At 70.1% G+C, this 22,568-nt stretch carries 20 protein-coding genes and 3 pseudogenes; 15 read left to right on the plus strand and 8 right to left on the minus strand.

The annotated features are described in order from the left end of the window. Positions 1-222 precede the first annotated feature (222 nt). The 3 genes from ACIRHA_RS09505 (at position 223) to ACIRHA_RS09515 (ending at position 2,397) form a co-directional block, all read left to right on the plus strand. Positions 223-528: an NIPSNAP family protein gene (locus tag ACIRHA_RS09505; RefSeq protein ID WP_403841970.1), complete on the plus strand. Its 306-nt coding sequence runs from the start codon at positions 223-225 to the stop codon at positions 526-528. Positions 529-632: 104 nt separating this feature from the next. Further along, positions 633-1,505, plus strand: coding sequence for an IS5 family transposase (locus ACIRHA_RS09510; RefSeq protein WP_403841973.1), 873 nt, complete (start codon positions 633-635; stop codon positions 1,503-1,505). Positions 1,506-1,776: 271 nt separating this feature from the next. Further along, positions 1,777-2,397 carry a hypothetical protein gene (locus ACIRHA_RS09515; protein WP_403841977.1) on the plus strand — a complete coding sequence of 207 codons (621 nt, stop codon included), beginning with the start codon at positions 1,777-1,779 and terminating at the stop codon, positions 2,395-2,397. A 311-nt stretch (positions 2,398-2,708) separates the two neighbouring features. Here the strand turns inward: ACIRHA_RS09515 and ACIRHA_RS09520 are convergent, their stop codons facing one another. Together ACIRHA_RS09520 and ACIRHA_RS09525 are read right to left on the minus strand one after the other, a co-directional pair. Continuing rightward, positions 2,709-3,293, minus strand: coding sequence for a hypothetical protein (locus ACIRHA_RS09520; RefSeq protein ID WP_403841980.1), 585 nt, complete (start codon positions 3,291-3,293; stop codon positions 2,709-2,711). Between the two features lie 135 nt (positions 3,294-3,428). Then, positions 3,429-3,827, minus strand: coding sequence for a VOC family protein (locus ACIRHA_RS09525; protein WP_403841983.1), 399 nt, complete (start codon positions 3,825-3,827; stop codon positions 3,429-3,431). Between the two features lie 113 nt (positions 3,828-3,940). On the opposite strand from ACIRHA_RS09525, the pseudogene ACIRHA_RS09530 reads away from it, so the two are divergent. Continuing rightward, a pseudogene (locus tag ACIRHA_RS09530) lies at positions 3,941-4,395 on the plus strand (IS3 family transposase); the annotation flags it as partial. 328 nt (positions 4,396-4,723) lie between these two features. On the opposite strand, the gene ACIRHA_RS09535 reads toward ACIRHA_RS09530, so the two are convergent. Both ACIRHA_RS09535 and ACIRHA_RS09540 read right to left on the minus strand, forming a co-directional pair. Further along, positions 4,724-5,491, minus strand: a complete 768-nt coding sequence (locus ACIRHA_RS09535; protein ID WP_403841985.1) for an alpha/beta hydrolase family protein — start codon at positions 5,489-5,491, stop codon at positions 4,724-4,726. A 1,308-nt stretch (positions 5,492-6,799) separates the two neighbouring features. Further along, a complete protein-coding gene (locus tag ACIRHA_RS09540; RefSeq protein WP_403841987.1) occupies positions 6,800-6,982 on the minus strand; it encodes a hypothetical protein in 183 nt (60 codons plus the stop codon). Positions 6,983-7,723: 741 nt separating this feature from the next. Between ACIRHA_RS09540 and ACIRHA_RS09545 the strand changes: the two genes are divergently transcribed. The 4 genes from ACIRHA_RS09545 (at position 7,724) to ACIRHA_RS09560 (ending at position 12,076) form a co-directional block, all read left to right on the plus strand. Beyond that, positions 7,724-8,011 carry a hypothetical protein gene (locus ACIRHA_RS09545; protein ID WP_403841990.1) on the plus strand — a complete coding sequence of 96 codons (288 nt, stop codon included), beginning with the start codon at positions 7,724-7,726 and terminating at the stop codon, positions 8,009-8,011. Between the two features lie 201 nt (positions 8,012-8,212). Beyond that, entirely contained in the window at positions 8,213-8,503 is a 291-nt protein-coding gene (locus tag ACIRHA_RS09550) for a hypothetical protein (protein WP_403841992.1), read from the plus strand. Positions 8,504-9,478: 975 nt separating this feature from the next. Beyond that, positions 9,479-10,684: a hypothetical protein gene (locus ACIRHA_RS09555; RefSeq protein ID WP_403841994.1), complete on the plus strand. Its 1,206-nt coding sequence runs from the start codon at positions 9,479-9,481 to the stop codon at positions 10,682-10,684. Between the two features lie 981 nt (positions 10,685-11,665). Further along, a complete protein-coding gene (locus ACIRHA_RS09560; RefSeq protein ID WP_403841996.1) occupies positions 11,666-12,076 on the plus strand; it encodes a hypothetical protein in 411 nt (136 codons plus the stop codon). Positions 12,077-12,836: 760 nt separating this feature from the next. Here ACIRHA_RS09560 and ACIRHA_RS09565 read toward each other — a convergent pair. Continuing rightward, positions 12,837-13,055, minus strand: a complete 219-nt coding sequence (locus ACIRHA_RS09565; protein ID WP_403841998.1) for a hypothetical protein — start codon at positions 13,053-13,055, stop codon at positions 12,837-12,839. Positions 13,056-13,264: 209 nt separating this feature from the next. Here ACIRHA_RS09565 and ACIRHA_RS09570 point away from each other — a divergent pair, with 209 nt between their 5' ends. Genes ACIRHA_RS09570 through ACIRHA_RS09580 form a run of 3 tightly spaced genes read left to right on the plus strand, consistent with a single transcriptional unit; the run spans position 13,265 to position 14,701 of the window. Beyond that, positions 13,265-13,846 carry a hypothetical protein gene (locus ACIRHA_RS09570; protein ID WP_403842234.1) on the plus strand — a complete coding sequence of 194 codons (582 nt, stop codon included), beginning with the start codon at positions 13,265-13,267 and terminating at the stop codon, positions 13,844-13,846. A gap of 47 nt (positions 13,847-13,893) precedes the next feature. Continuing rightward, positions 13,894-14,361, plus strand: a complete 468-nt coding sequence (locus ACIRHA_RS09575) for a hypothetical protein (protein WP_403842000.1) — start codon at positions 13,894-13,896, stop codon at positions 14,359-14,361. After that, positions 14,330-14,701 (plus strand): transposase family protein, encoded by a 372-nt coding sequence (locus ACIRHA_RS09580; RefSeq protein WP_403842003.1) that lies wholly within the window; start codon positions 14,330-14,332, stop codon positions 14,699-14,701. The genes ACIRHA_RS09575 and ACIRHA_RS09580 overlap by 32 nt, the downstream gene beginning before the upstream one ends. Positions 14,702-14,993: 292 nt before the next feature. Here ACIRHA_RS09580 and ACIRHA_RS09585 read toward each other — a convergent pair whose 3' ends face one another. After that, positions 14,994-15,932, minus strand: a complete 939-nt coding sequence (locus tag ACIRHA_RS09585; RefSeq protein ID WP_403842006.1) for an NADP-dependent oxidoreductase — start codon at positions 15,930-15,932, stop codon at positions 14,994-14,996. A gap of 235 nt (positions 15,933-16,167) precedes the next feature. On the opposite strand from ACIRHA_RS09585, the gene ACIRHA_RS09590 reads away from it, so the two are divergent. Further along, complete coding sequence (locus tag ACIRHA_RS09590) at positions 16,168-17,097, plus strand: FAD-binding oxidoreductase (protein ID WP_403842008.1); 930 nt, start codon at positions 16,168-16,170, stop codon at positions 17,095-17,097. Positions 17,098-17,639: 542 nt separating this feature from the next. Here the strand turns inward: ACIRHA_RS09590 and ACIRHA_RS09595 are convergent. Both ACIRHA_RS09595 and ACIRHA_RS09600 read right to left on the minus strand, forming a co-directional pair. Beyond that, positions 17,640-18,425: an alpha/beta fold hydrolase gene (locus tag ACIRHA_RS09595; protein ID WP_403842010.1), complete on the minus strand. Its 786-nt coding sequence runs from the start codon at positions 18,423-18,425 to the stop codon at positions 17,640-17,642. A 34-nt stretch (positions 18,426-18,459) separates the two neighbouring features. Continuing rightward, a pseudogene (locus tag ACIRHA_RS09600) lies at positions 18,460-18,924 on the minus strand (transposase); the annotation flags it as partial. 116 nt (positions 18,925-19,040) lie between these two features. Here ACIRHA_RS09600 and ACIRHA_RS09605 point away from each other — a divergent pair. The 3 genes and pseudogenes from ACIRHA_RS09605 (at position 19,041) to ACIRHA_RS09615 (ending at position 22,220) form a co-directional block, all read left to right on the plus strand. Continuing rightward, positions 19,041-20,429: pseudogene (locus ACIRHA_RS09605) on the plus strand (transposase). Then, positions 20,426-21,223 carry an IS21-like element helper ATPase IstB gene (istB, locus tag ACIRHA_RS09610; RefSeq protein ID WP_403842012.1) on the plus strand — a complete coding sequence of 266 codons (798 nt, stop codon included), beginning with the start codon at positions 20,426-20,428 and terminating at the stop codon, positions 21,221-21,223. The pseudogene ACIRHA_RS09605 and the gene istB overlap by 4 nt, the downstream one beginning before the upstream one ends. 139 nt (positions 21,224-21,362) lie before the next feature. Then, positions 21,363-22,220 carry an acyl-CoA thioester hydrolase/BAAT C-terminal domain-containing protein gene (locus ACIRHA_RS09615; protein WP_403842014.1) on the plus strand — a complete coding sequence of 286 codons (858 nt, stop codon included), beginning with the start codon at positions 21,363-21,365 and terminating at the stop codon, positions 22,218-22,220. The last annotated feature ends 348 nt before the right edge of the window (positions 22,221-22,568 follow it).

A 22,568-nucleotide genomic window follows, 5' to 3' on the forward strand; every position in this document is an offset into this window, starting at 1 on the left:
TTGCCCAAGGGGCCGGCGACGTACCTTCCCGGACGCACCAGGGCGCGTGGCCGGCCCGGCTTTCTGGCTGGTGGCCGGGGTCATGTCCGGCGGTGCCTGCTCTGGGTCCGGTCGACCGGGGGTTGTCGGGGGTCTGCGGTCGCTCAATTCCTGTGTAGCGCTGCCGTGTTGCCTCGGGGTGTTGTGGTGGTGGGGCCTGTGGGTGCCTACTAGCCTGCGGTGATGATTACGTGTGTGGTGGAGTATGTGATCGATCCGGCACAGACCGAGGCGTTCGAGCGGTTCGGGCGGCGCTGGATGGAACTCGTCGGCCGGCACGGCGGTACGCACCACGGGTATTTCCTGCCGGCGGAGGGGGCCAGCGACAAGGCGCTCGCGCTGTTCAGTTTTCCGAGTCTTGCCGCGTATGAGGAGTACCGGTCGTTGTTCGGCCGGGATCCGGATTTCGTGGAGGCGGACCGGATCAGGGATGAGAGCGGTTGTGTGCTGCGCTATGAGCGCAGTTTCATGCGTCCGGTTCTGCCGTGAGCCGGTCCGGCGGCGGTCGGTGTGTGCCGGCCTGCCGCCCGGGGGCGAGGGCGGCTGCCGGCCTGCTGTGAAAGTGGATCTTGGTCGTGGGATGATCATGTGTCGTGGCACGTGGAGATCTGACGGACGAACAGTGGGCCCGCTTGGAGCCGCTGTTACCCAGGGGTAAGAAGGCGGGGCGCCCGCCGATATGGACGCGGCGGCAGCTGATCAACGGCATTCGGTGGCGGACCCGGGCGGGGACACCGTGGCGCGATGTCCCCGCCCGGTGCGGCCCCTGGGACCGGGTCTACGACCTGTTCCGACGCTGGCAGCGGGACGGCACCTGGCAGCGCATCTTCACCCAGCTGCAGGCCCGGGCCGACTCGAAGGACCTGATCGCCTGGGACATCAACGTCGACTCCACCGTCTGCCGGGCCCATCAGCACGCGGCCGGGCCGCGAAAAGGGGGATCTCCAAAAGGAGCCACCCGGCGGCATCGGCACCGAGCCGGACGACCACGGTCTCGGACGCTCGCGGGGCGGCCTGAGCACCAAACTCCACCTCGGGGTCGAGCAGGGGCAGAAGCCCATGTCCGTCGTGATCACCCCCGGGCAGCGTGGGGATTCCCCGCAGTTCGAACCGGTCCTGGAGGCCATCCGCGTCCCGCGCCTGGGAGGGGCCGGCCTCGCAAGCGCCCGGGCAGAGTACGGGCGGACAAGGCGTACGGCTCCCGAAAGAACCGCGCCTACCTCTACCGACGCGGCATCCGCTGCACCATCCCGGAGAAGAGGGACCAGATCAGGCACCGCCTGGCCCACGGCTCCCGTGGCGGGCGGCCGCCGAAGTTCGACAAGACCGACTACCGCGAACGGCACGCCGTGGAGTGCGGCATCAACCGCCTCAAAAGGCACCGCGCCGTCGCGACTCGCTACGACAAACTCGCCGTTCGTTACGAAGCGACCGTGCTGGTCTCAGCCATCAACGAGTGGTTATGACCAGCACTTTCACAACAGGCCCTAGGGCCGGGCTCGACCTCCAACCGTCGTAACCCCAGCCGTCAAAGATCTCTAGTGAGGGCCAAGGGGGACGCCTCGCCCCTCGTTCGGATGTATCTGTGACACGCCCGGGAGTCCCGGGGAAGTATGAGGTCGGGGGTCTTTTGGTGGGCCGGCTGGGTGCAGCCGAACGTGTTGTCCCGATTGCGTGCTGTGTGTGCTCCTCGCACGGTGGCTGGGGAGCAGTACTCGTCAACCACGAAGGTAGATCATGCGTATTTCCCGGAAAGCTGGCCTCGTTGCTTCCACCACGCTGTGCGGTGCTCTTGCCCTTGGTGTGGCCGGCCCGGCCGGCCCGGCCTTCTCTGCTGTCACGGACTCGCCGGCCCACAGTGCATCCGCCGCCCCGGTCCCGGGCGCCGACGCGCTGGCCAAGCAGAACACGGCTCTGGCCGGCGCGGGTGCCGTACTGCAGCCCGTGACCGACCTGGTCGCCGGTGTGCTCAAGGCCCCCGACGGCAAGCTCTCCAAGGACGAGGCCACCAAGCACGCGGCCGGCGTCAAGAAGGCGCTGGACGGCCTGACCGCCGAGGCGAAGGCCGCGACCGGCAAGGCGGGTACACCGGGTGCCCGCGCGCAGGCCCCCGGCCCCGAGCTCGTCGCCAAGGCCGCGGCGGACCTGCAGGCCAAGGTGGACGCCCTCGTGAAGGCCTCCGCCGCCGGGGACGCGAAGGCGACCGCCGCCGCCCTGCAGGCGACGTTGACCGGGACGGTCAACGTGGTGGTCGCGATCGTGCTCGGCGGCGACCTGCCGGCGCCCGACCTGAAGGGTCTGCCCAAGCTGCCGACGCTGCCGGGCGTGGACCCGGCGGCGACGCTGCCGTCGCTGTAGGCACCCGGGGCAACTCGAGGTGATCGGAAGGGGCCGGCCCGTTCGGGCCGGCCCCTCCCTTTGGCACGCCACCCGAAACGACCCGCTCATCGGTGTCCGAGAGAGCGCACCGGCAGGGGCTGCTGGACCGCGCCGGTGAGGGCACGCGATGTCGAGCGGACGTGGCCCGACATCCCGCCCCTGGGGCGGCTCGATACCGTGTGCCGCTTCTCCTTCAGGGCAACCGCACATTGCGCTGCAGCCGTGCTGCGTGGCCACCTGGCAGCAGCCGGCGGTGCATGCCGGCGTGCCGTGTCCGGCCGGGCGCTGGTCTACTGGCTGTCGCTCTCGTCCTGGTCCGTGAGGAATCCGCGCTTCGGCGAGGGTGCCCCGGAAAGCACCTCGCCCAGGCTGAGTGGCGGGTCCGCCGGGGCGGGCTCGGGCGCGGGGGGGGGTACAGGAAGGCGTTTGACCCGTACTTCCTGGTCTGCGTGTACGTCGGTCTTGAGGGTGCCCGTATCCGCGCAGCACTGCGGCGATGGCCTGGTGCATGGTGCGGCGGCCGTCGCGGTGCAGGAGGTCTGCGGGCCCTGGGCGATGGGCTCGCGCTGCTCGGTGGCTGCCGTCTCGCGCAGGGTGCGGGAGGTGCACCACTCCACGAACACGGCGCCGTCCTGCGCGTCGGTGATGACGACGCCATGGGCGCGGTCGCGTTCGCTGGTGTCCGATCCCGGAAGGCCGATGCCGGCCAGTGCGTGGCGTACTTCTTCGGCCAGCGGCCAGCGGCCAGCGGCCAGCGGCCAGCGGCTTGGGGCTTGGGGCGCGAGGGCTTGCGGCGAAGCGGTTCGGTCGCGTCGTTCATGCGCGAGGACCCTACTCGCCTGCGCCCTGGCACGGCCCGCAGAATCACATGGCACGAACCTGCCAGGGGTTGCTCGTCTCATCTCAAGATTCCAGACGTGGTCCGCAACGACTCGCAGAGCCGGGGTGTAGGCCATGGTGGCCGCCCTGGCCTGTGGCACGAAGCTCGCGACACCACACGGGGCAACCTCTCAGCCGATGTGGCACTGGCCTGGCACGGCCATCTGCTCCACTGTGTCGGTACGGGTTGGGGGAGCGAATACGCAGAACTCGTTGTCTTGCGGATCGGCAACGACGACCCAGCGAAATCCGTGTTCGCTGTGTTCGGCAGAGAGCCTCTGGGCGCCGGGCCGTTGGAGGCGATCGACCTCGGTATCCAGGTCTTCGGCGCCCAGGTCGAGGTCGAGATGCATCCGGTTCTTGCCCCGTTTCGATTCGGGGACGTGCTGCAGGAGAAGTGTCGGCGCCGGTGCGGGACCGACCAGGCCCAGGTAGGGCGGTCCGTGAGGGCCGCGCCGGTATTTCAGCGGAGCCAGAGCAGCGAGCCGGAATCTTGCCTGCGCTTCAGTGTCCACACAGTCCAGCGTCACGATCTGAGCCGCTCCGGGTCTGATGGAGGCTCGATTCCCTGAGAGGATCGAGTCATGGCACGTCCGTCCCCCTATCCGCCTATCCGCCGGAGCTTCGTGAGCGCGCGGTGCGCATGGTCGCGGAGATCCGTCCCGACTGCCCAACCGAGTGGGCCGCGATGAAGGCGGTCGCCGCCAAGCTGGGTATCGGCGCGGCCGAGACGGTGCGGACCTGGGTCCGCAAGACTGAAGTCGACGCCGGCCGACGGCCCGGCGTCACCTCCGAGGACGCCGCGGAGATCAAGCGGCTGCGGGCCGGGAACGCCGAACTGCGGCGGGCGAATGAGATCTTGAAGGCGGCGTCGGCTTTCTTCGCGGCCGAGCTCGACCGGCCGTCGAAACGCTCGTGGCGTTCATCGACGCACACCGTCAGGTGTGCGGAGTCGAGCCGATCTGCCGGGTCCTGACCAGCCACGGGCTGAAGATCGCAACGAGCACCTACTACGCCGCCAAGAACCGGACCCCCAGCCCACGGTCGGTTCGCGACGCGGAGCTGAAGACGCAGATCAGCCGCATTCACGCGGACAACTTCGGCTTGTGCCGGGGTGTTGGTGGGTCTGAGCATGCCGGTGAAGTGGCCCTGGTGGGTGTGGTGGGGTGACGGGCAGCGCACGTACGGCCTGGCCGTGGCCCCCGTCCGGCCGCCCCCGCCGGCCCGGCGGGTGTGGCCGGCCGGGCGGGTGTGGCTGGCCGGGCGGGTGTGGTCTCGTGGGTGGGTGCAGGGTGTGGGCCCTGTTTGGGTGTTGGTGTTCCTGTCCGGGTGAGCGCTCTTGCGCGGTGCGGGTGGATCTTCGGTTTGTCCTCGAGGTTCCCTTGACGGGGGTCGGGGCGGCGGTCCCTGTGCTGTCGGTGGGTGGTCAGGGGTGTGGTTCGTCGAGGTACTGGTCGGCCCAGGCGCTGATGATGTGGGCGGCGCGCTGGGCCTGGCCGCGTGTGGTGAGGAGGTGGTCGGCGCCTTCGAGGGAGATGAAGCTGCGGGGGTGGCGGGCTTCCTGGAAGATTTCGGCGGCGTTGTCGATGTCGACGGTGGTATCGGTGGGGGAGTGCGTGACCAGCAGCGGCAGGTCCAGTTCGCCGATCGTCTCGCGCAGGTGGGCTTTGCGGACGTCTTCGACGAAGGCGCGTTTGAGGACGAGGGTGCGTCCGCCGACGAACCATTCGTGGGAGCCCTCGTGGAGTACCCGGTCCAGGACGGAGTCGTACTGCCGCTCGACGTGGCTGGGGTCGACGGGTGCGGCGATGGTGGCCAGCGCGCGCAGGCCGGGGATTTCGCGGGCGGCGGCGAGGGCGGCGGCGCCGCCCCAGGAGTGTCCGACCAGGAGGTCCACAGGAGTGCCTCGTTCGGCCATGTAGGCGGCGGCGCGGAGCGTGTCTCTGACCTTGACGGTGAAGGAGCCGTCGCCCCAGTCGCCGTCGGAGTCGCCGATGCCGAGGTTGTCGAAGCGCAGCATGCCGACTCCCTCGCGGGCCAGCTGCTTGCAGACGCGGGAGGCAGCAGGGGAGTCCTTGCCGAGGGTGAAGCCGTGTGCGAAGAGTCCCCAGCCGCGGATCTCGCCCTCGGGGAGGTCGATCACTCCGGCCAGTTCGGGGCCGACGACGCTCGGAAAAGTGACTTTTTCTCTCATGTGTGGTGTTCACCTAGGCAGAAACTGATCAGGGGGCGGGGCGCGGGCGGCACCGGGCGGCGCCGCGGCGGGCCGGTGAGCAGCATGCCATGCACTGATCACCACTTTCGACAGCCCGGACCTGCCCGGACCTGCCCGGCCCGGACCTGCCCGGACCTGCCCGGCCCGGACCTGCCCCGGACCTGCCCGGCCCGGACCTGCCCGGACCTGCCCGGCCCGGACCTGTCCGGCCCGGACCTGCCCCGGACCCGCCCGGACCTGCCCCGGACCCGCCGGCCCCCCCCGGTCCGGGGCCTGCCCCGAGCCCGTCCGGGGCAGGCCCCGGGCAGTTCCCGCTGATGCGTACCGGTCCTGCGGTTTCGCGGAGAGGTGGTCTGTGGTGTCTGCTCGCGGGCGGCTTGCCTGGGTCAAGGGGAACGCCCGTGGGGCATCGGGTAGACCGTGGCCCGTCTCGCCGGCGTGCTGGTGCGGCCCCGTCGTCGATGACGGCGAAGACCCGTCCATTGGGGCGTGGGGGGTGGCTCGTTCGGTGATGAGATTCCGGTGAAGCAGTTGCCCGGTGCCATCAGGGCGAGGCCGCCGCGACAGGGGGCCGACTTCGGCGACGGTGACGGTGACGGTGACGGTGACGGTGACGGCGGCGAGCTCGGCATGTTCGTCAGCGTCGTCGAGTCCTCCGGCGTCGACGGCCCGCAGACCTCCGCATCACCGCCCGGCCCACTCGGCCGCGACAGCCTGGCCTCCCCGATGCAGCCCGTGCGCTCCGCGATGGGCGGGGCCGGTGAGCTCCGCGATGGGCGGTCCCGGTGCGCTCCGCGATGGGCGGGGCCGGTGAGATCGAGGTGGTCCCGGTGGCCGGCTGCCGCAAGGATGCCCATCCGGATCTGGCCTTCCTCGTCAGTGCCGGGGACGGTGTCGGGGAACGGCAGGTCCTCGACGCCGTTCCTGCCCCGCGGCGGCTGGAAGGAGCTCTGTCGGCCCTGCTCCTGCCCCCCGCCGTCTACGGTCCGCCGTATTCCAGGGGTGTGGCAGCACGGTGATCATTTCTTGCCGCTCACGGATGAGACCCGGATGGGGCCATAGCGGGCCAAGGAGCGCTGCAGGATCTCAGGGCGCACTGCACGACACAGGAACAGGACCGTGCGGTGCGGCTGCCTGCAAGGCACCTTGGGGGAAGGCGGTCCCGGGCGGCCGGTTGCCGGCCTGACCGGGCCGGCCACGGCAGCCGCACGTTCAGGATCCGGCAACGAGCCCACCCCTCCTGCGCGGTGTCGAGGGGAGCGTGACGGTGCGGGGCTCCTCGTGGTGCTATCCGGCGCTTGGTGCGCCTGTGCCGAACAGCGCTTGGACGATCGATGTCGCTGCTTCCAGGCCGGCCTGTTCTCTGGGCGTCAGTTCTTGGGGGCCGTCGTCGGCTCCCGCCAGGCCGGCGGTGCCCAGCACGGTGCAGGCTGCCAGCAGGGTGGACACGAACAGGGTGCGGATACGCATGGAGTTCTCCTGTCTCGGGCCGCTTCCCACGTCTCCGGCCCCCGGGGCGGGGGAGTGGTGAGGGGCCCGTTCGTCGCAGGTCAGTGGCTTGGCAGGGTCATTGAAACCGGGCGGCGCGGGGTGCGCGTCGATGACACGGCCGGGGCGCCGCGAGAACCCCACGGCCGGAGGAGGGCTGTGCGGCTTCAGGGGGGCCGCTGTTACGGCCCTCGCGTACTGGCACCGTGCTCCGTCGGTCCTCGTGCACCAGTGGGTTCGCTCGGGCAACGGCCCTGGAGTCCGGGTGTGTCAGCCATGCCGTCGTGAGGCGATGGTGGGGCGTTGGGAGTCCGGCTCCCGGGTGGGTGGGCGTGCTGGAAGGCATGTCCCCATGCAGGGCTGCCTCACCGTTCTGAGAACTCCTGGCCTTCGTGTCCCGCTTCTTGCCGTGGTGCTCGGCGCGCTCCCCCTCGGCATGCTGGGTCTGGGCTTGTTGCTGTACGTGCACCGGTTGACCGGCTCGCTTGCTGCCGGCGGCCTGGCCGCGGCAGCGTTCGGCCTGGGCGACGCCGCCGGAATGGACGGTGCAGGGCCGGCTCATCGACCGCTACGGCCGGCCAGGGATCCTTGCGCCGGCGGGGAGCGGCCTGCACGGTCTGGTCCGTGCTGCTGGTGACGGCCGCGCCTGCCGCGAACGGGAACGGGGCCTGCGCCGCGGTGTGCGCAGGGCCGGGATCCTGCATCCCGGCGACCGCTGCCAGCATGCGAGTGCCGCCGGCCGAACTGCTGCGAGAGGCCGAGGCGCGTACGGCCGGGTACGCGATGCCAGCGGTGCTCTTCCCGCTCGCGCTCCTGAGCGGGCCCCTGGCCACGTTGCTGCTGCTCGTCATGGAGGGGCCGGGCGCATCCGTGGTGACGGGCGGCGTCCTGGCCGGGGGGCGGGGGTGTTCTTCGCCACGACGCGGGCTTCCCGGAACCGGAGGCCTGCGCGGACGTCCGTCCGGCATGACCGCGTCCGCCGGAATCCTGCTCTGGCCGTCGTGCTGTTGATCGCGGCAGGAACCGGGCTCTCGTCCGGCATGCTCGCCGTACCGGCCGCCGCAGGTCACTGGCGAACGCGGCGGACAGCGCCGTACTGATCGCGATGATCTCGGCCGGACACATCACCGCAGGGCCGGCTTCCGGCGGCCGTCGGTGGCACCGTGCAGCGGCCCGGCTGACTGCTGCTTGCCGCTGTAGCCAGGTTCAGCCGTGACCACCGCCCTGGCAGCCTGCGCCGCAGGCAGCCTGGTGCTGCTGTTCCCCGCCCTGTTCCTGGTCGGTCTGTGCGAGCGTCGGCCCCGGGTCGAGAACCGTCTCGCAGCGCGCACCGCGCGCACCGCGCGCCTTCCAGGGCAGCTCCGTACTGCCCGGGGAGACCACGAGCGGCTCAAGCGGCTCAAGCGGCTCAAGCGGCTCAAGCGGCTCGAGCGGTGTCTTCGCCGGCATGCCGGCGAGAGCCTCCTCGCCCTGGAGCCGCAACGCGTCTGCGGTCTTGTGTGAGCGGCAAGACCCGCACCGGTGACCGCGGACGGGGACCTTCGCGTACGCCGGCATGCCCATGTGATGACAGCGCAGAGCGTGCGACAGCCACGGGCGCAGCGACCCCGGAGGGCCGCCGGCCAGGGGCTCCGGATCCGCCTCGGCCGTCAGCTTGCGCGCACGCTCGCCGGTGAGGTCGCGTCCGGCGCAGTTGGTGCAGCCACCGCGGCCCTTTGGGACGTGCGCCAGCGTCTTCGGCTTGAGAGCACCGCAGTGCACGCACCGGGACGGCCGGACGGCCGGACGGCCATGCCCGGCCCGCCCCCGGGATGGTCCGCGAGCGGTTCCCACCCCCACGCGAGCATGACGGCAGTGGCCTTGGCCCCGTCCCTGACGGGCTTGGCGGCGATCGTGCGGGACCGGCAGGTCTTGCTGCAGCACCCGGTCCCCTTGGTTGACGACGTCGGTGTAGCGCGGCGCGCTCACCTCGCCGCACGTCAAGCAGCGGCCTCTCCAGGGCAGTTGCGTGCCGGGGGGAGGGCTCGGCAGGCCGCGCTCCGCGGCTGAGCAGGGCTTCGACAGCGTCGGCTTCGCTCACCCTGCGCGGCACGGAAGTCCCCCCTTCGTCGAGTCCCGCTCATCACTCGTCATCGCGGACCAGCCCTCCCGCAGGCCTTCGAAGTGCCGGCCACGCCCCGCCGCCGGGTGAAATGATGACCGTGCCCGCCGGTGCTCGGCCGACGGGCACGGGGGTGGGGCTCGTGGCACAGCGCGACACCCGCACGCCGGGGGAGGCCTGCTGGTCCCTGGCAGACCTGCTGCCGCAGAACATGACGGCCCATCAGGTGCATCAGGTGGCCCTGCCGTTCACCCGGCTCCGCAGGCCGGCCTGTCTGCGCCGGCACGAACCGGACGCAGCCGGATATGGATATGGACGAGAACTGCACCGCACCCCTCGCCCGGCGGGTGGCGGCATCCGAGGACGAGGGGGGATTCATGCGGCACAGACCGTTGTTCCGGTGGGTGCTGACGCTTGGTGTGGTGTTGTTCGGCTGGGCGGCGTACCTGTACGCGTCGTATCCGGCCACACGGCAGATCGACCTCACCGTGATCAGCGAGAAGCCCGACGGCCGGTGCACGGTCCGCTGGAAGGACCCCTATCAAGACGGGGACCGCCGGCGTGAGAGCGCCTACCGCTGCGATCCGGGCCGGGGCGACCTGCTCAAGCCGTCGCACTCCATCCTGGGTGCGGAGAACGGCTGGGAAACCGGGTTCATGTTCACCGAGGGCCGGCACAGGGGCGACCTGGAGCCCTCCCTCGATGACAGCGAGCCCTACGCCTTGTCGGACGCGCTGGTCCTGGCCGGGCTGGCCCTGATCGCCGTCGGCCTGGTCGGGGGGAACACCCGCGCCGCGACGGCCCTGACACGTGCCCGGCCGCGGACCGTGGCGCGGGCCCGCACCCTGCACGAGGCGGCCCGCCGGGTCGCCCACGACCACGCGCAGGCCTGTGAGGCGGCCCGCGCGGCGTGGCACGCGCTGCGTACCGCGCGCATCGATGCGGAACTGGGCGCGCTCCCCGCCCGTCGGCTGGCCGCGGAAGGGGCGGATCGCCGGGCGGTGCGGCTGGCGGAGGCGGCCGGTGCCGGCACGGCCCGCGAGGTGCTCGATGCCGGGGTGCCGGGGCTGCGCCTCATGGGCGTCGGGCATGAGGAGGCCGCACGCCTGCACACCGCCGCCCGCCGCCGTGCCGACGCCGCCCGGGCCGCCGTACCGGCCCGCATCGACCCCGACACCACCGAACCGCGCACCACCGCCCTGCTCGTCGCGCTGCACGTCCTGGTGGACGCCGGGCCCGACGCCCGCCGGACCGCGCGCACGGCCCAGCAGCTCGCCGGTGAGCTCGAGGGCACCCTCGCCGACGCCCAGGCGGCATCCGGCTACCGCAGCATGCTGCGCGCCGGACGCGAACAACGCGACAGCGCCCGCGACGCCGTCGACCGGCTGCGCTCCGTGATGGCCCGCGCCGAACGGGAAGGGCTTCCCGCCCGTTTCGCCCAGACCTCCGTCGACCTGCTGCGCGCACCTGACGACCAGGGCCTCGGGCTGTCCGCGCGGGCGGACTTCGAAAACCGCCCCGGCCGGTACTACGCACTGCTGGCGCAGCTCATGAAGGAGAAGGCCGCCCCGGCAGAACTCTGACCCGCCGGCGCGGGAGCGCAACGTACCTCTCATGCCCCGGGGCGGCGCTCAACGCGCTGTGGTCGTGACAGGCGGCAGGCGGCAGGCGGTGGGCGGTGGGCGGTGGCGCGGTGGTCCGGTACCGGCGTAGGTAGGGTGCGCAGGTCCCCGATCGGGCTGTCGGGCTCCGGGCAGGGACGTGTGCGCGCTCAGGACGCGGCAGGTGCTGCCCGGAGCCCACACCGAGGACCGCCAGAGCTGCGGAAAACACCTGACACCAGGCCCGACCGCTGTCACCGCAGACGTACGCTGGCGGCGAAGACCCCGGATTCGTCCCTGGCAGCCCAGAAACAGGCAGGCCACACGCCCGGGGTTCAGATCATTCGAAGGCCGCCCGGGAACCTCCGGGCGGCCTTCGTGCCATCCGCGTCTCTTCCGGAGCTCCGGCGGCCCCGAGCCGCAGACGTCACGGTGCGCGGACGCGGCCCGTGGTCCAGGCAGGCGGGCTTCGGGACCGGGACGTGGTCCGCCGGATGCCGGCACCCGCCGGTCGGTGCAGCGGGTGCCGCGAATGTGTACCGGCCGGCCGCAGTGGACCAGCGCGCCGCGCAGTGTCACGTCCTGAATCAGCCCAGGCCGAAAGGCCGTTGCCCGGCTGACGCCCCGGGCAGGCGATGCCGTGCCCCCGGTGCCGGGACCGTCGGAGTCACCCGCATCATCGGGCTGCAGAAGCGAACAATCGTGCATCGTCCCAGCACGTCTGAAGACGGCAGGCGTGACGGTCCGGGGGGACGGTATGGATCAGGAACGGTAGGGGGTGGAGCCCCATCAGGAGTTCCACCCCGGTACGTATCGCCGGGAGCGCTACAACGACGTGAACGGCGCAATCTACGAGACCACGCGCTTCGACGCGCACGGAAACGCCTTCACGGTCAATCACCGGCTCGGGCCCGCGGAACGCTACGGCTGCCGCTACGCGCAGGCGCCGCAGGACCCGCCCACGTGCGGCCCCAAGCGGTCGCCGCTGCCGGAGCGGTCGGAGCGGTCGGCACGGTGGGCGCGGCTGCGGCCCTTTGTCCCGGGCCTGCCGGAGGCCACGCCCGGGAGGGTGACACCGAGACGGAGAGCGGGGCGGCCCTGTTCCGGGGACTGCTCGTCGCCGTCGCGGTGGCGCTGGGGCCGGTCTTCCTCGGTATCTGGATGGTGCGTCGCGCCGCGGCGGCCGGCCGGAGCCGCACGCACGGCCGGTTGGTCCTGCTGCTGGAAGCACCCTGGCTCGCCTTCCTGTGGGCGCGACTCCATGGCGAAGGCTCAGCGTGGGCCGCGGCCTTCGGCACGGCTCTCGGCCTCGCCACCCGGTACGGGCTGACCCTGCGCGAGGAGAGGCGCGGGCGCCGGACCCGGACACCGTAAGACTCTGTTCCTGCGGCCCCAAAGTGGGCAGGCACGCGGCGGTGCCCGCCGGCCCGCTCTGCGCACGACCGGCCGCGATCTCCCCGAACAAAGCGACCGGAGCGTCATGAACGGATGCACGACGAACACGACCCGCCCCTGCGGCAGCTGCCGGCGCGGCTGCGCACCGTCGGCCCGGGCCGGCACCGGCTGCTCACGGACCTGCACGAGCAGCTCCGCGCCCACCATCCGGGGTATCGGGTCGGCGATCCGAAAGAGAAGTTCGGGGCCCTGCGGATCAAGGTCACCGGGGTGCCCGACACTGCTCGCCCCAGGTGCAGGCCCTCGTTGCCGACACCGAGGCGCAGTCGGCCGTCATCTGCGAGTTCTGTGGAGCGCCCGGGCGCCGCCGTCGCCGCAACGATGCCCCATACGGCTGGTTCAAGGCCGTGTGCGACAGCTGCCACACCGCATGGTCTCGGCACGAGATCCGGATCGTGGGCGGGGGCGTGCACCATCGCCCCGCCTCGGCAGCCGTAGGGGCCGCGCCCGGGTCTTCCCGGCAGCCGCAGGACCTGGCGTGTGGCAGGGCGCGCCGCAGCGGTGGCGAGCTGTTTCCGGGGCCGGTGACAAGCAGGCCTCGGGGCGGGGCGGGGCGGGGCGCGGGGGTGATGTTCGCTGCGCTCATCGAGTCCTCTCTCTTGTGCTGGTCGAGTGCTCTCTTGACCTCTCATCGAGTGATCGGTGCGTGCACCGTCACACGCCGCGGGGGCGGCGGGTCTCATCCGGGGCAGGGCAGGTGCCGGACGGCGTCGTCCTCGGGGCGGGCCTGCCGCCACGACGCCGGCAGCTGAGAGCTGGTCAGCCGGTCGAGGAGGTCACGGAGGTCACGGAGGTGCTCGGGCGTCTGGCCGCACAGATGGGTCAGGACGTTCATCTTGAGCAGGCCGGCGCCGTCGGGGCGGGTGTGGGCGGCCAGTGTCAGCGCCGTCAGCTGCATGGAGCCCGGCACCGTGCGTGGCAGTGGCAGTGGCAGTGGCCGGGGGGCGGGGACGCATCGCCCGGTGCGCGGCCCGGCCCCCAGCGCCGCCCCGGGACCGCCGGGAACGCCGACACCGGCGCCAGATCCTCGAACGCCACGGTCATGGCGGCATCCGCCCACCGCTGCTGGACGAAGACCAGGCCAAACCGCCCGGGCAACGCCGTGAGGTGTTCGAGCTGTACCAGCAGCTGACCGTACGCACCCTGCGGTGTCCGGTGTCCTACCGGTGGGCGTGGCAGTACATCACCGAGCACCGCGCCCGGCAGACCGGCGCCGGTGCGGCCGAACCGGCGCCTTACGAGCACACCTGGGCGGGCGCCGCCGGCGTGGCCAAGACGGACTTCGTCACCGGGCTGATCACCGACGCGGTGCGCCACTTGGCCGAGCTGGCCATCGAGGGATCGATGTCGGCCGCGTACGGCGCCGAACTCGGCCTGGCCAGCCTCGCCGCCGCCCGGGACCGCATCGACCAGGCCCTGCACGAACTCGCGCTGACCGGCCTGATCAGCGGCCTCACCCCCGCCCGGATGAGCGCCCGGGACGGCGACGGGAAAATGCAGGGGATCTACCCCAACGGCCAGCGTGTCCGGCCGACCGCCCGGCAGATCCTCTACCAACTCGGCGGTCTGATCCTACGGATCGGCACCGCCACCGACCCGCCCACCATCGTCCTCCACCGGGTCGGCCAGGTCGATCTCCTCGACCTACTCGGCTTCGACCTGGAACGTCCACGCTGGCTGCAACCCTGAACCCGACCCGAAACGACGACCCGCGAAATACGAGGCTAGAGGTACCTGTGACGCGCCGTGCCGAAGCAGGTAGTTGTCACCGGGGCGGGATCACGGTCACCAGGATTTATGACGGTGCCGAGGGCGCCAGCTTCCCTGTCTACCAGTGCCTGTTGCCGGTGTCCCGGCAAGCCGTCGAATTCTGTGCCGGCCTCCTCACCCGGCACCTGCGGCAGATCAAGTCGCCCTTCCGCAGCCGCCCGGCCCGCAGGATCGTGACCCTCGTGCTGGCACTTCTGCGCCACGACCAGCGCATATTCGACCTCGACGGCGGCAACGGGATCAGCGAGACCACCCTGCGCCGCTGGCGTGACGAGCTGTTGGCTCTGCTGGCCGCCCAGGCGCCCCGTCTGGACCGCGCCCTGCGGAAAGTCGCCCGGCGCGGTGGCGAAGTCGTCCTGGTCGACGGCACTTTGATCCCCGCCGTCCGCCGCGCGGGACGCCATGAACCGGCGCAACTACTCCGGGGAACATAAGCGCCATGGCCTGCACTTTCTTGCTCTCACTGACGAAAAGGGCCGCCTGCTGTGGATCTCGGCGGCCCGCCCCGGCGCCACCCACGACATCACCGCCGCCCGCCGCGACGACATCGTCCGCCACCTGCGGGACGCCGGCCTCGGTGCGCTCGCCGACCTCGGCTTCATCGGTCTCGGCAAGGACACCGACAGCGACGACCCGGTCCTGATCACTGGTTTCAAGGCCACCCGCGCCACCAAGCTGAACCCCGCCCACAAGCAGGCCAACCAGGTCCTCTCCGCTGCCCGCGCCCCCCCGTCGAGCACGGCTTCTGCCACCTCAAGTGCTGGCGCATCCTGACCAAACTCCGCACCAGCCCGGCCCGCGCCACCAGCCTCCTGCGGGCCCTCCTCGTCCTGACGAACCATGAAATGCGCCGCTGAAACCCGGCAAATGATCAAGAGATCGGACTCCCGCGCCCGACCAGCGTGAGCTTCTCTTCGGCCCGCCACACCAGCCGCGTTGACCAGCCGGAATCACGATGGTGGATCTTCATTGCTCACCATGGGGAGCAAGGTGTCCGGACAGAGCCCGGCATGGCTGGAGCGGGACAACCGGGGATGCGGCATGCGCCCGCAGTTCCTGCATCGGGTCAGTCGGCCCTGCCCTGAGGCAGGACGATCAGCTTGCCGCGGACGTGACCCTGTTCGCTGACTCGGTGGGCCTGGGCGACCTCCTCCAGTGCGTACGTGCCGGCGATCGGCACCGTGAGCGCGCCTCGTTCCGCCAAGTCCGCGGCGGCGGCAATGCGTTGGCCTGCGCCCTCCGTGTCGGCGGAGAGCATCCGTACGCCATGCTCCGCGGCGGAGAAGTCGGCGATGGTGACGACACGCCCAGGGCCGCCGGCCACCTCAAGGAGGTCGGGCAGCGAGCCGCGGCCGGAGGCGTCCAGCGCCGCGTCCACGCCCTGCGGGGCGAGCGAGCGGAGCCGGTCGGCGAGCCCGGCGCCGTACTCCACCGGGGTCGCGCCGAGCGAACGCAGATAGGCGTGATTGGCCTCCCGTGCCGTGCCGATGACGTGCGCCCCGCGGACCCTGGCCAACTGCACGGCCACCGTGCCGACTCCGCCCGCGGCCCCGTCGATCACGATCGTCTCGCCCTCCCGCAGCTTCAGCTCGTCCAGGGCGTGCAGGGCGGTGTTGGCGGCGATCGGAAGGGCCGCGGCCACTTCCCACGACACCGCGGCGGGCTTGCGGGTGAGCGCGGCGGCGTCGGCAACGGCCGCCTCGGCGCAGCCGCCGAAGCCGATCGAGCCGAGCACCTCGTCGCCGATGGCGAGTTCGGTGACCTGGGGGCCGAGCGCGTCGACCACGCCCGCCACGTCGCCGCCCGGCACCACGGGGAACTCGACGGGCATGAAGGAGGCCGCGGCGCCGCTGCGGATCTTCCAGTCGAGCGGATTTACTCCCGCCGCACGCACGGACAGCCGGACCTCGCCGGGCCCCGGGGTGGGCAGGGGGCGTTCCATGACCCGCAGCACCTCGGGACCGCCGTACTCGGAAAAGGTGACGGCTCGGTAGTTCGCCTGCATGGAATTCCTTCCGAATAGGCTTGGGGGAGGGGATGGCCTTGGAGCATAGCAACTCGCATTGTCCGCACCAGTGTTGACCGATTCGAAACGGCCAGGCACGCGATGAGTGTTCCTTGAGCAAAGGGAGAGCGTCGTGTCCGACCGTCGTCGGCGACGGGACCACGTGCGACGGGTCGAGTCCTGAATAGCAGAGGAAGACTTCTCATGGCAGACACAATGAACCCTGCCGCTATGGGTGCGGACGCCGCCCTCGAGCCGCGGGACACCGCCTCCCGTCACCGTCGGGCCGGGCGACCCGCGCTATGACGACCTGGCGCTGCGGCGTCGCAATGAGCGGTTCGACCAGCGCCCCGCCTACTTCCAACTGGCCTGGACCACCGAGCAGGTGGTGGCAGCCGTGAACGAGGCGGTACAGGCAGGACGGCCGATTTCCGTGCGCAGCGGCGGGCACTCCATGGAGAATTCCGTGGGGGAGCACCCGGACGGCGTGGTCATCGACATGGCGGGAATGAACGCCGTGTACTACGACCCCGAATTCCGGGCCTTCGCCGTGGAGTCGGGCGCGACATTGGGGGAGGTTTTTTGTCTTCTTTATCTGAATTTTGGGGTCACCATTCCGGGAGGCTGGTGCCACTCCGTATGCGTGGGCGGTCACATCCAGGGCGGTGGCTACGGCGCCCTGTCCCGCAGCCTCGGCTCGGTGGTCGACTATCTCCACGCGATCGAGGTCGTGGTGGTGGACGAGGCCGGCTCGGCGCGCGCCGTGGTGGCCACGCGCGATCCCGGGGACCCGCGCCACGACCTGTGGTGGGCGCACACCGGCGGAGGCGGGGGCAACTTCGGGGTGGTCACCCGGTATTGGCTGCGCTCGTCCGACGCGGCCGGGGACGACCCGCGTGGGCTGCCGCGTGGGCTGCTGCCGAAGCCCCCGCAGTCCCTGCTCAGCGGGGCGATCATGTGGTCCTGGGGCGACCTGCCGCGCGACGCGTTCCGCCGCCTGATGCACAACCACGCCGCGTGGCACGAGGCCAACAGCGCCCCCGACAGTCCCGGCCGGACCCTGCACTCGACTTTGATGATCACATGCCGGGGGGGCAGGACACACCCGCCGACGTCCTGGTCTTCGCGATGCTCGACGGCGGCAGGCCCGACGCACACTCCCTGATGGACGGATACTTGTGTCGTCGCCCATTTTTTCTGAGTGTTGCTGTCGACGTGAGCTGAGGTTTCTCAGGTTTTCTGGGTGTTATTCGGGTGCTTGGAGTGCTCGGTGTGTGTGGGGCTGGGCGGGGTTGTCTCTCTGATCTGTACGTACGCGGGTGTGCGCAGGTTGATCGAGCGTGGTGCAGCCCCTGTGGGCTGCTGCTTGACCGGGAGCGGGTCAGATGTCGGGGTTGGTGAGGTCGTCGTGGGTGAGGGTGACGTGGGTGGCTTTGCCGGCTTTGCTGGCGGTGGTGGTGGGTGGCAGGACGCGGACGTGGATGAAGTAGACGCGGACGCCTGAGAGTTCGGTGTACGGGGGCCAGGCGCCGGGGGTGCCGTCGGTGGGCAGTTCGAGGAGCTTGTCGCTGATGTTGTAGATGACGAGGTAGGCGGTGTGGCTTTATTCACCAGTAGTGCCGTCAGTTGTTCATGGGTTTGGGTTCTGGCTCAGGTTTTGTGGTCCGTTACGGTGGGTTACCGACTGAAGGTCTCATTCGGGTAGGTTCACAGCGAACCGAGGAACTCGTTGACAGCTGCGTCGAACTCGTCTGGGACGGTCTCGTGGACGGTGTGTCCGGCGGGAAGTTCCATGAGCTTGGTATGGGGGCGCCGCGTCGCCATGTCTTTCGCGTGCTCCGCGCTGAGCACTGTGCTCCGGCTGCCGCGGACAAGCAAGGCTGGGCAGTCGCTGGAGATCCAGTCGTTCCAGTGGTCCCCGTTGAGCTCCTGCTGCGAGGCGTTCATATCCTTCGGATCGAAGGCAAGGCCCCAACCATCGGGATACTCACGGACGGCGCCTATGAGGTACCGCGCCGAGGCGCCGAGTCCTTCCAACAGTTCGGCCCGGGTCGGTGCACGGTGCGGCCAGGCAAGGCTGAAGGACAAGTCGTCATCGACCTCGGCGCCGATGTCCTCGACGATGAGTGCGTCCACAAGTCCGGGGAACCGGGACGCGAGCTGGTAGGCGTTGACGCCGCCCAGGGAGTGGCCGAGTACGGCCGCCCGGTGGATCCCCAGATGTTGCAGCACCGTCGCTGCGTCCTCGACGTAGCCGGTGCGGGAGAAATCGGAAGACCTGTCGGAGAGGCCGTGTCCACGCTGGTCGAGCGCGATGATCCGCCAGGAGTTCCTCAGATCCCGGGCCAGGTGCGCGAAGGTGTGGCCTTCCCCGAAGTGCCCGTGCAGGACGAGTAGAGGACGACCCGGACCGCCAAAGTCGAGGAAGGACAGGCGACGCCCGGCCACCGTCAAGGACGCGCGCTTCGGCTCGGGCGGGATCGTTGACGTCATGGTCGTCAGTATGCGGGGATCCGATGGTGCAAGGTCACGAAGCGAGCAGTACCCGCTTACGCAGGAGCCTGAAGCCGGCGCGTCCGTACATCTGCCGCTTGATCATTTTGATGCGGTTGACATGGCCTTCCACGACGCCTGAGCTCCAGGGCAGGGTCAGACCAGCAGTGACGGCCGCGAGGCCGTGTTCGAGGCCGCTGACGAAGGTGCGCATGCTGGGCAGGTCGTCGGCCCGGACCGCCGCGATCCACTCGAGGAGCCGCTCTCCCCGTAGCTGGGTGAGCATCTGCCCGAAGGAACGGACGTGCCCGGCGAGAGCGTCCAACTCGGGGCAGTGGGCCAGAACGGACTTCAGCTTCAGTCGCTCCTTCTCCGCCAGGGCGTCCGGGTGGGTCAGGATCCACCCGGAAACCGTCCTGGGCGACGGCGGCCGACCATTCGGTACGGCGTCCCGAAAGGGACGAAGGTACGCACGGACCGCCCCGCACCCACCGGCGTATACGGAGCGTGGATGCACCACAGAAGTTGAGCCAGAACCCGAGTTTCGGCGTCACTAGGGCACTTGCCAGGACAACATCGAGGTGCTCCTGGTGAAAGGTCCTGGTCATGCCGCAGATGTCCAAGGTCGAGCTCTACGCGGCGATCCGGCGTGATCACCGTGCCGGCATGAAGATGCGTGAGCTTGAGCGCAAGTACAACGTCTCGTGGAGGACGGTCCGTAAGGGCCGTGGATTCGGTCTGGCCGGAGCCCCGGAAGAAGCTGCCGCCGCGGCCGACTGCGCTGGATCCGTACAAGCCGGTGATCGACGAGATGCTGCGGACGGACCTCGACGCGCCGCGCAAGCAACGGCATACGATCACGCGGATCTTCCACCGGCTCATCGAGGAGCACAGCGCCAATGTGTCCTACCAGATGGTCCGGCGCTACGTCTCCGACCGGAAGCCGGAGATCCTCGCGGCCTCGGGCAAGGCCCCGATGGAAGCGTTCGTGCCGCAGACCCACCTGCCGGGCCACGAGGCGGAGGTCGACTTCGGTGACGTGACGGTGCGCCTGGGCGGCGAGTTGGTGATCTGCTATCTGTTCTCGCTCCGCCTGTCCTACTCGGGCAAGGCTGTCCACCGAGTCTTCGCCTCCTGCGGCCAGGAAGCCTTCTTCGAGGGGCACGTGCACGCGCTTCGCATGCTGGGCGGTGTCCCTCGGAGCAAGATCCGCTACGACAACCTGAAGTCGGCCGTCGCCCAAGTGCTGGGCCTGAACCGGGCCAGGGTGGAAACCGATCGGTGGATCGCCTTCCGCTGCCGGATGAGCCGTTCGAGACCGGCCGGCTGTTCACGCCACGGGTCGACCGCTACAGCCAGATCACCGTCCGCACCAACCGCTACTCGGTCCCGACCCGTCTGATCAGCAAGCGGGTGCGCGTCGTTCTGCACGCCTCTCACCTGGTGGTTTACGACAAGAACGTCGAGGTGGCCCGGCACGAGAGGCTGATCGCGAAGGGCAGCTGCCGACTAGACCTGGACCACTACCTTGAGGCCCTCATCCGCAAGCCCGGCGCTTTCCCCGGTGCCACGGCCCTGGAGCAGGCCCGGTCCGCAGGCAAGTTCACCCCGGTGCACGACGCCTGGTGGGCCCAGGCCCGCAAGGTTCACGGCGAACGGGACGGCACCCGGGCGTTGATCGAGGTGCTGCTGCTGAACCGGCACCTCGCCCACGAGCACGTGGTCGCGGGTCTGGCCACCGCGCTGCGGGCCGGAGCCCTGACCGCCGACGCGGTCGCCCTGGAGGCCCGCAAGGCCGCCCAGGCAGAGGACGAGCCAACCCTCGGCGCGTCCATCCCGGCGGTTTCCGGGCAGGCGCCGGCAACCGCCACATCCCTGCATGAGTGGCGGCTGGCACACCTTCCGCCGGACACCAGGCCGCTGCCGTCGGTGACCCCCTATGACCAACTGCTCCGAAGCCGCCGCACCAGCGGTGGCGACCAACGTGAGGGAGAAGCCCAGTGACCCTGCCCCGCCAGCGAGGCTTGACCGAGCAGGCCGCCGACGCCGCGATCGACACCGCCTGCCGCCTGCTTCGGCTGCCCTCGATCCGCAACGAGTTCACGGACATCGCCGACCGGGCGGTCAAGGACCAGATGACCTACCGGGGCTTCCTCGCCGAGCTACTGATGACCGAGTGCGACGACCGGGCCCGGCGACGCTCGGAACGACGGATCAAGGCGGCTGGCTTCCCGCGGGAGAAGTCGCTTCGGGCGTTCGACTTCGACGCCAACCCGAACATCGACGCGGCCACCGTCCACACCCTGGCCAGCTGCGAGTGGATCAAGAAGAGCCAGCCGCTTTGCCTGATCGGAGACTCCGGCACCGGGAAGTCCCACATGCTCATCGCCCTGGGCACCGAAGCCGCGATGAAGGGCTACCGCGTCCGCTACACCCTCGCCACCAAGCTGGTGAACGAACTGGTCGAAGCCGCCGATGAGAAGCAGCTCAACAAGACCATCGCCCGCTACGGCCGCGTCGACCTTCTCTGCATCGACGAACTCGGCTACATGGAACTCGACCGCCGCGGCGCCGAACTCCTCTTCCAGGTCCTGACCGAACGCGAGGAGAAGAACAGCGTCGCCATCGCCTCCAACGAGTCCTTCGGCGGCTGGACCAAGACCTTCACCGATCCACGCCTTTGCGCGGCCATCGTCGACCGCCTCACCTTCAACGGCACCATCATCGAGACCGGCACCGACTCCTACCGCCTCGCCACCACCCGAGCCCGAGCCGAAGAGGCCGCCACGGCCAGCTGAAAGGCTGTGAAGGAACTCCCTCTCTTGCCTCCACGGATAGCGGGTCAGCGCGGCATCGCCTGCCACCCGTGCGGGGAGTCAAGGCCGAATAGGCTGCCCCAGCACACCGAGCACCTGAAGGCGGACGGCAGGGGAGCACGTGGAACTGACAGAGCGCGAGCTGACCAACCCTTGGGAAGGCGTTCTGATTACTCCCGCGGCTGGCGCTGACGTCGGCGTTCTGGTCTTGGCGGGCTCCAGCGGACGCATCGAACGTGAGAGAGCGCGCATCCTTGCCGGGCAAGGCATCGCGACCTTGGCGATCCGCTGGTTCGGTGGGCCCGGACAGTCTCCGGGAATCTGCGAAGTCCCCTTGGAAACCTTCATCGACGCCGTCGATCTTCTCCATGCCGGCGAAGTGCGCCGCATCGGCATCCTCGGCGTCTCCAAAGGGGCTGAAGCAGCTCTGCTCACCGCAGTGCACGACCCGCGCGTGGACGTGGTGGTTGCGCTGTCGCCGACCTCGCGGGTCTGGTGCAACGTCGGACCAGGCCGCGACGGCGCACGGCTGCCTTACCGATCGTCCTGGACGTGGCGGGAGCAGCCGCTTCCCTTCGTGCCGATGGACGATTCCTGGACGGCCACACAACCGACCAGCGGTCCGGTCGCGATCCGCGGATGGTACGAACTCAGCGAGACGACCTTCAGCCATCTGGTTCCCCCAGCGGAGATACCTGTTGAGAAGGCCCAGGCTGATCTACTGCTTGTCGCGGGAGGCGACGACGCGATGTGGCCGTCCCTGCCCTTCGCTGAACAGTTGGCGCAACGTCGGCGTTCGGCCAGCGCCCAGGTGGAGCTGATCGCCCGCCACGATGCCGGCCACCGACCACGACTTCCGGGTGAAAGCCCGGCATCAGCCTCCCCGCAGTTCCAATACGGCGGCACACCCGAAGCTGACGCACTCCTGGGCGCGGCTGCCTGGCCACACATTCTCGACGCGCTTGGCAGCGGAGGCTGACAGACGGGCCTCTTTGCCGTTCTGACACCGGACGGTCCGGGCCGTCACATGCACTGACGTCATTTCTCGCGAACATTCATGAGACCCCGCACCGCGACTCGCTGCCCAAACGGCTGAACAAACGCTGCTGCCCAAACGGCTGAACAAACGCTGCTGCCGAAAGTGAACGAAGCCAGCGGTGTGCTGCCCGTAATCGTGGGCGTACTTGACGACCTGGTGAACGCCTTTGGCGAGGTAGCCCTTGCCGCTGTGGAGCCGCGCCGCCGGCCTCTCCTTCGAGGGGCCAGGCGGCTCCTCCCGCGTCCAGGCCGACAACGCACGGCGCAAGTTCCCCTGCGACACACGACA

The sequence above is a fragment of the Streptomyces sp. NPDC102360 genome (assembly GCF_044766085.1).
Classification (GTDB): Bacteria; Actinomycetota; Actinomycetes; order Streptomycetales; family Streptomycetaceae; genus Streptomyces.

What these genes read in the sequence shown, in the direction of transcription:
- ACIRHA_RS09585 (WP_403842006.1), bottom strand. Translation starts at nt 15,932, where the DNA reads ATGCAGGCGAACTACCGAGCCGTCACCTTTTCCGAGTACGGCGGTCCC.
- ACIRHA_RS09540 (WP_403841987.1), bottom strand. Translation starts at nt 6,982, where the DNA reads ATGCGTATCCGCACCCTGTTCGTGTCCACCCTGCTGGCAGCCTGCACC.
- ACIRHA_RS09580 (WP_403842003.1), top strand. Translation starts at nt 14,330, where the DNA reads ATGAACCGGCGCAACTACTCCGGGGAACATAAGCGCCATGGCCTGCAC.
- ACIRHA_RS09555 (WP_403841994.1), top strand. Translation starts at nt 9,479, where the DNA reads ATGCGGCACAGACCGTTGTTCCGGTGGGTGCTGACGCTTGGTGTGGTG.
- ACIRHA_RS09515 (WP_403841977.1), top strand. Translation starts at nt 1,777, where the DNA reads ATGCGTATTTCCCGGAAAGCTGGCCTCGTTGCTTCCACCACGCTGTGC.
- ACIRHA_RS09505 (WP_403841970.1), top strand. Translation starts at nt 223, where the DNA reads ATGATTACGTGTGTGGTGGAGTATGTGATCGATCCGGCACAGACCGAG.
- ACIRHA_RS09535 (WP_403841985.1), bottom strand. Translation starts at nt 5,491, where the DNA reads ATGAGAGAAAAAGTCACTTTTCCGAGCGTCGTCGGCCCCGAACTGGCC.
- ACIRHA_RS09565 (WP_403841998.1), bottom strand. Translation starts at nt 13,055, where the DNA reads ATGCAGCTGACGGCGCTGACACTGGCCGCCCACACCCGCCCCGACGGC.
- ACIRHA_RS09595 (WP_403842010.1), bottom strand. Translation starts at nt 18,425, where the DNA reads ATGACGTCAACGATCCCGCCCGAGCCGAAGCGCGCGTCCTTGACGGTG.
- ACIRHA_RS09545 (WP_403841990.1), top strand. Translation starts at nt 7,724, where the DNA reads ATGCGAGTGCCGCCGGCCGAACTGCTGCGAGAGGCCGAGGCGCGTACG.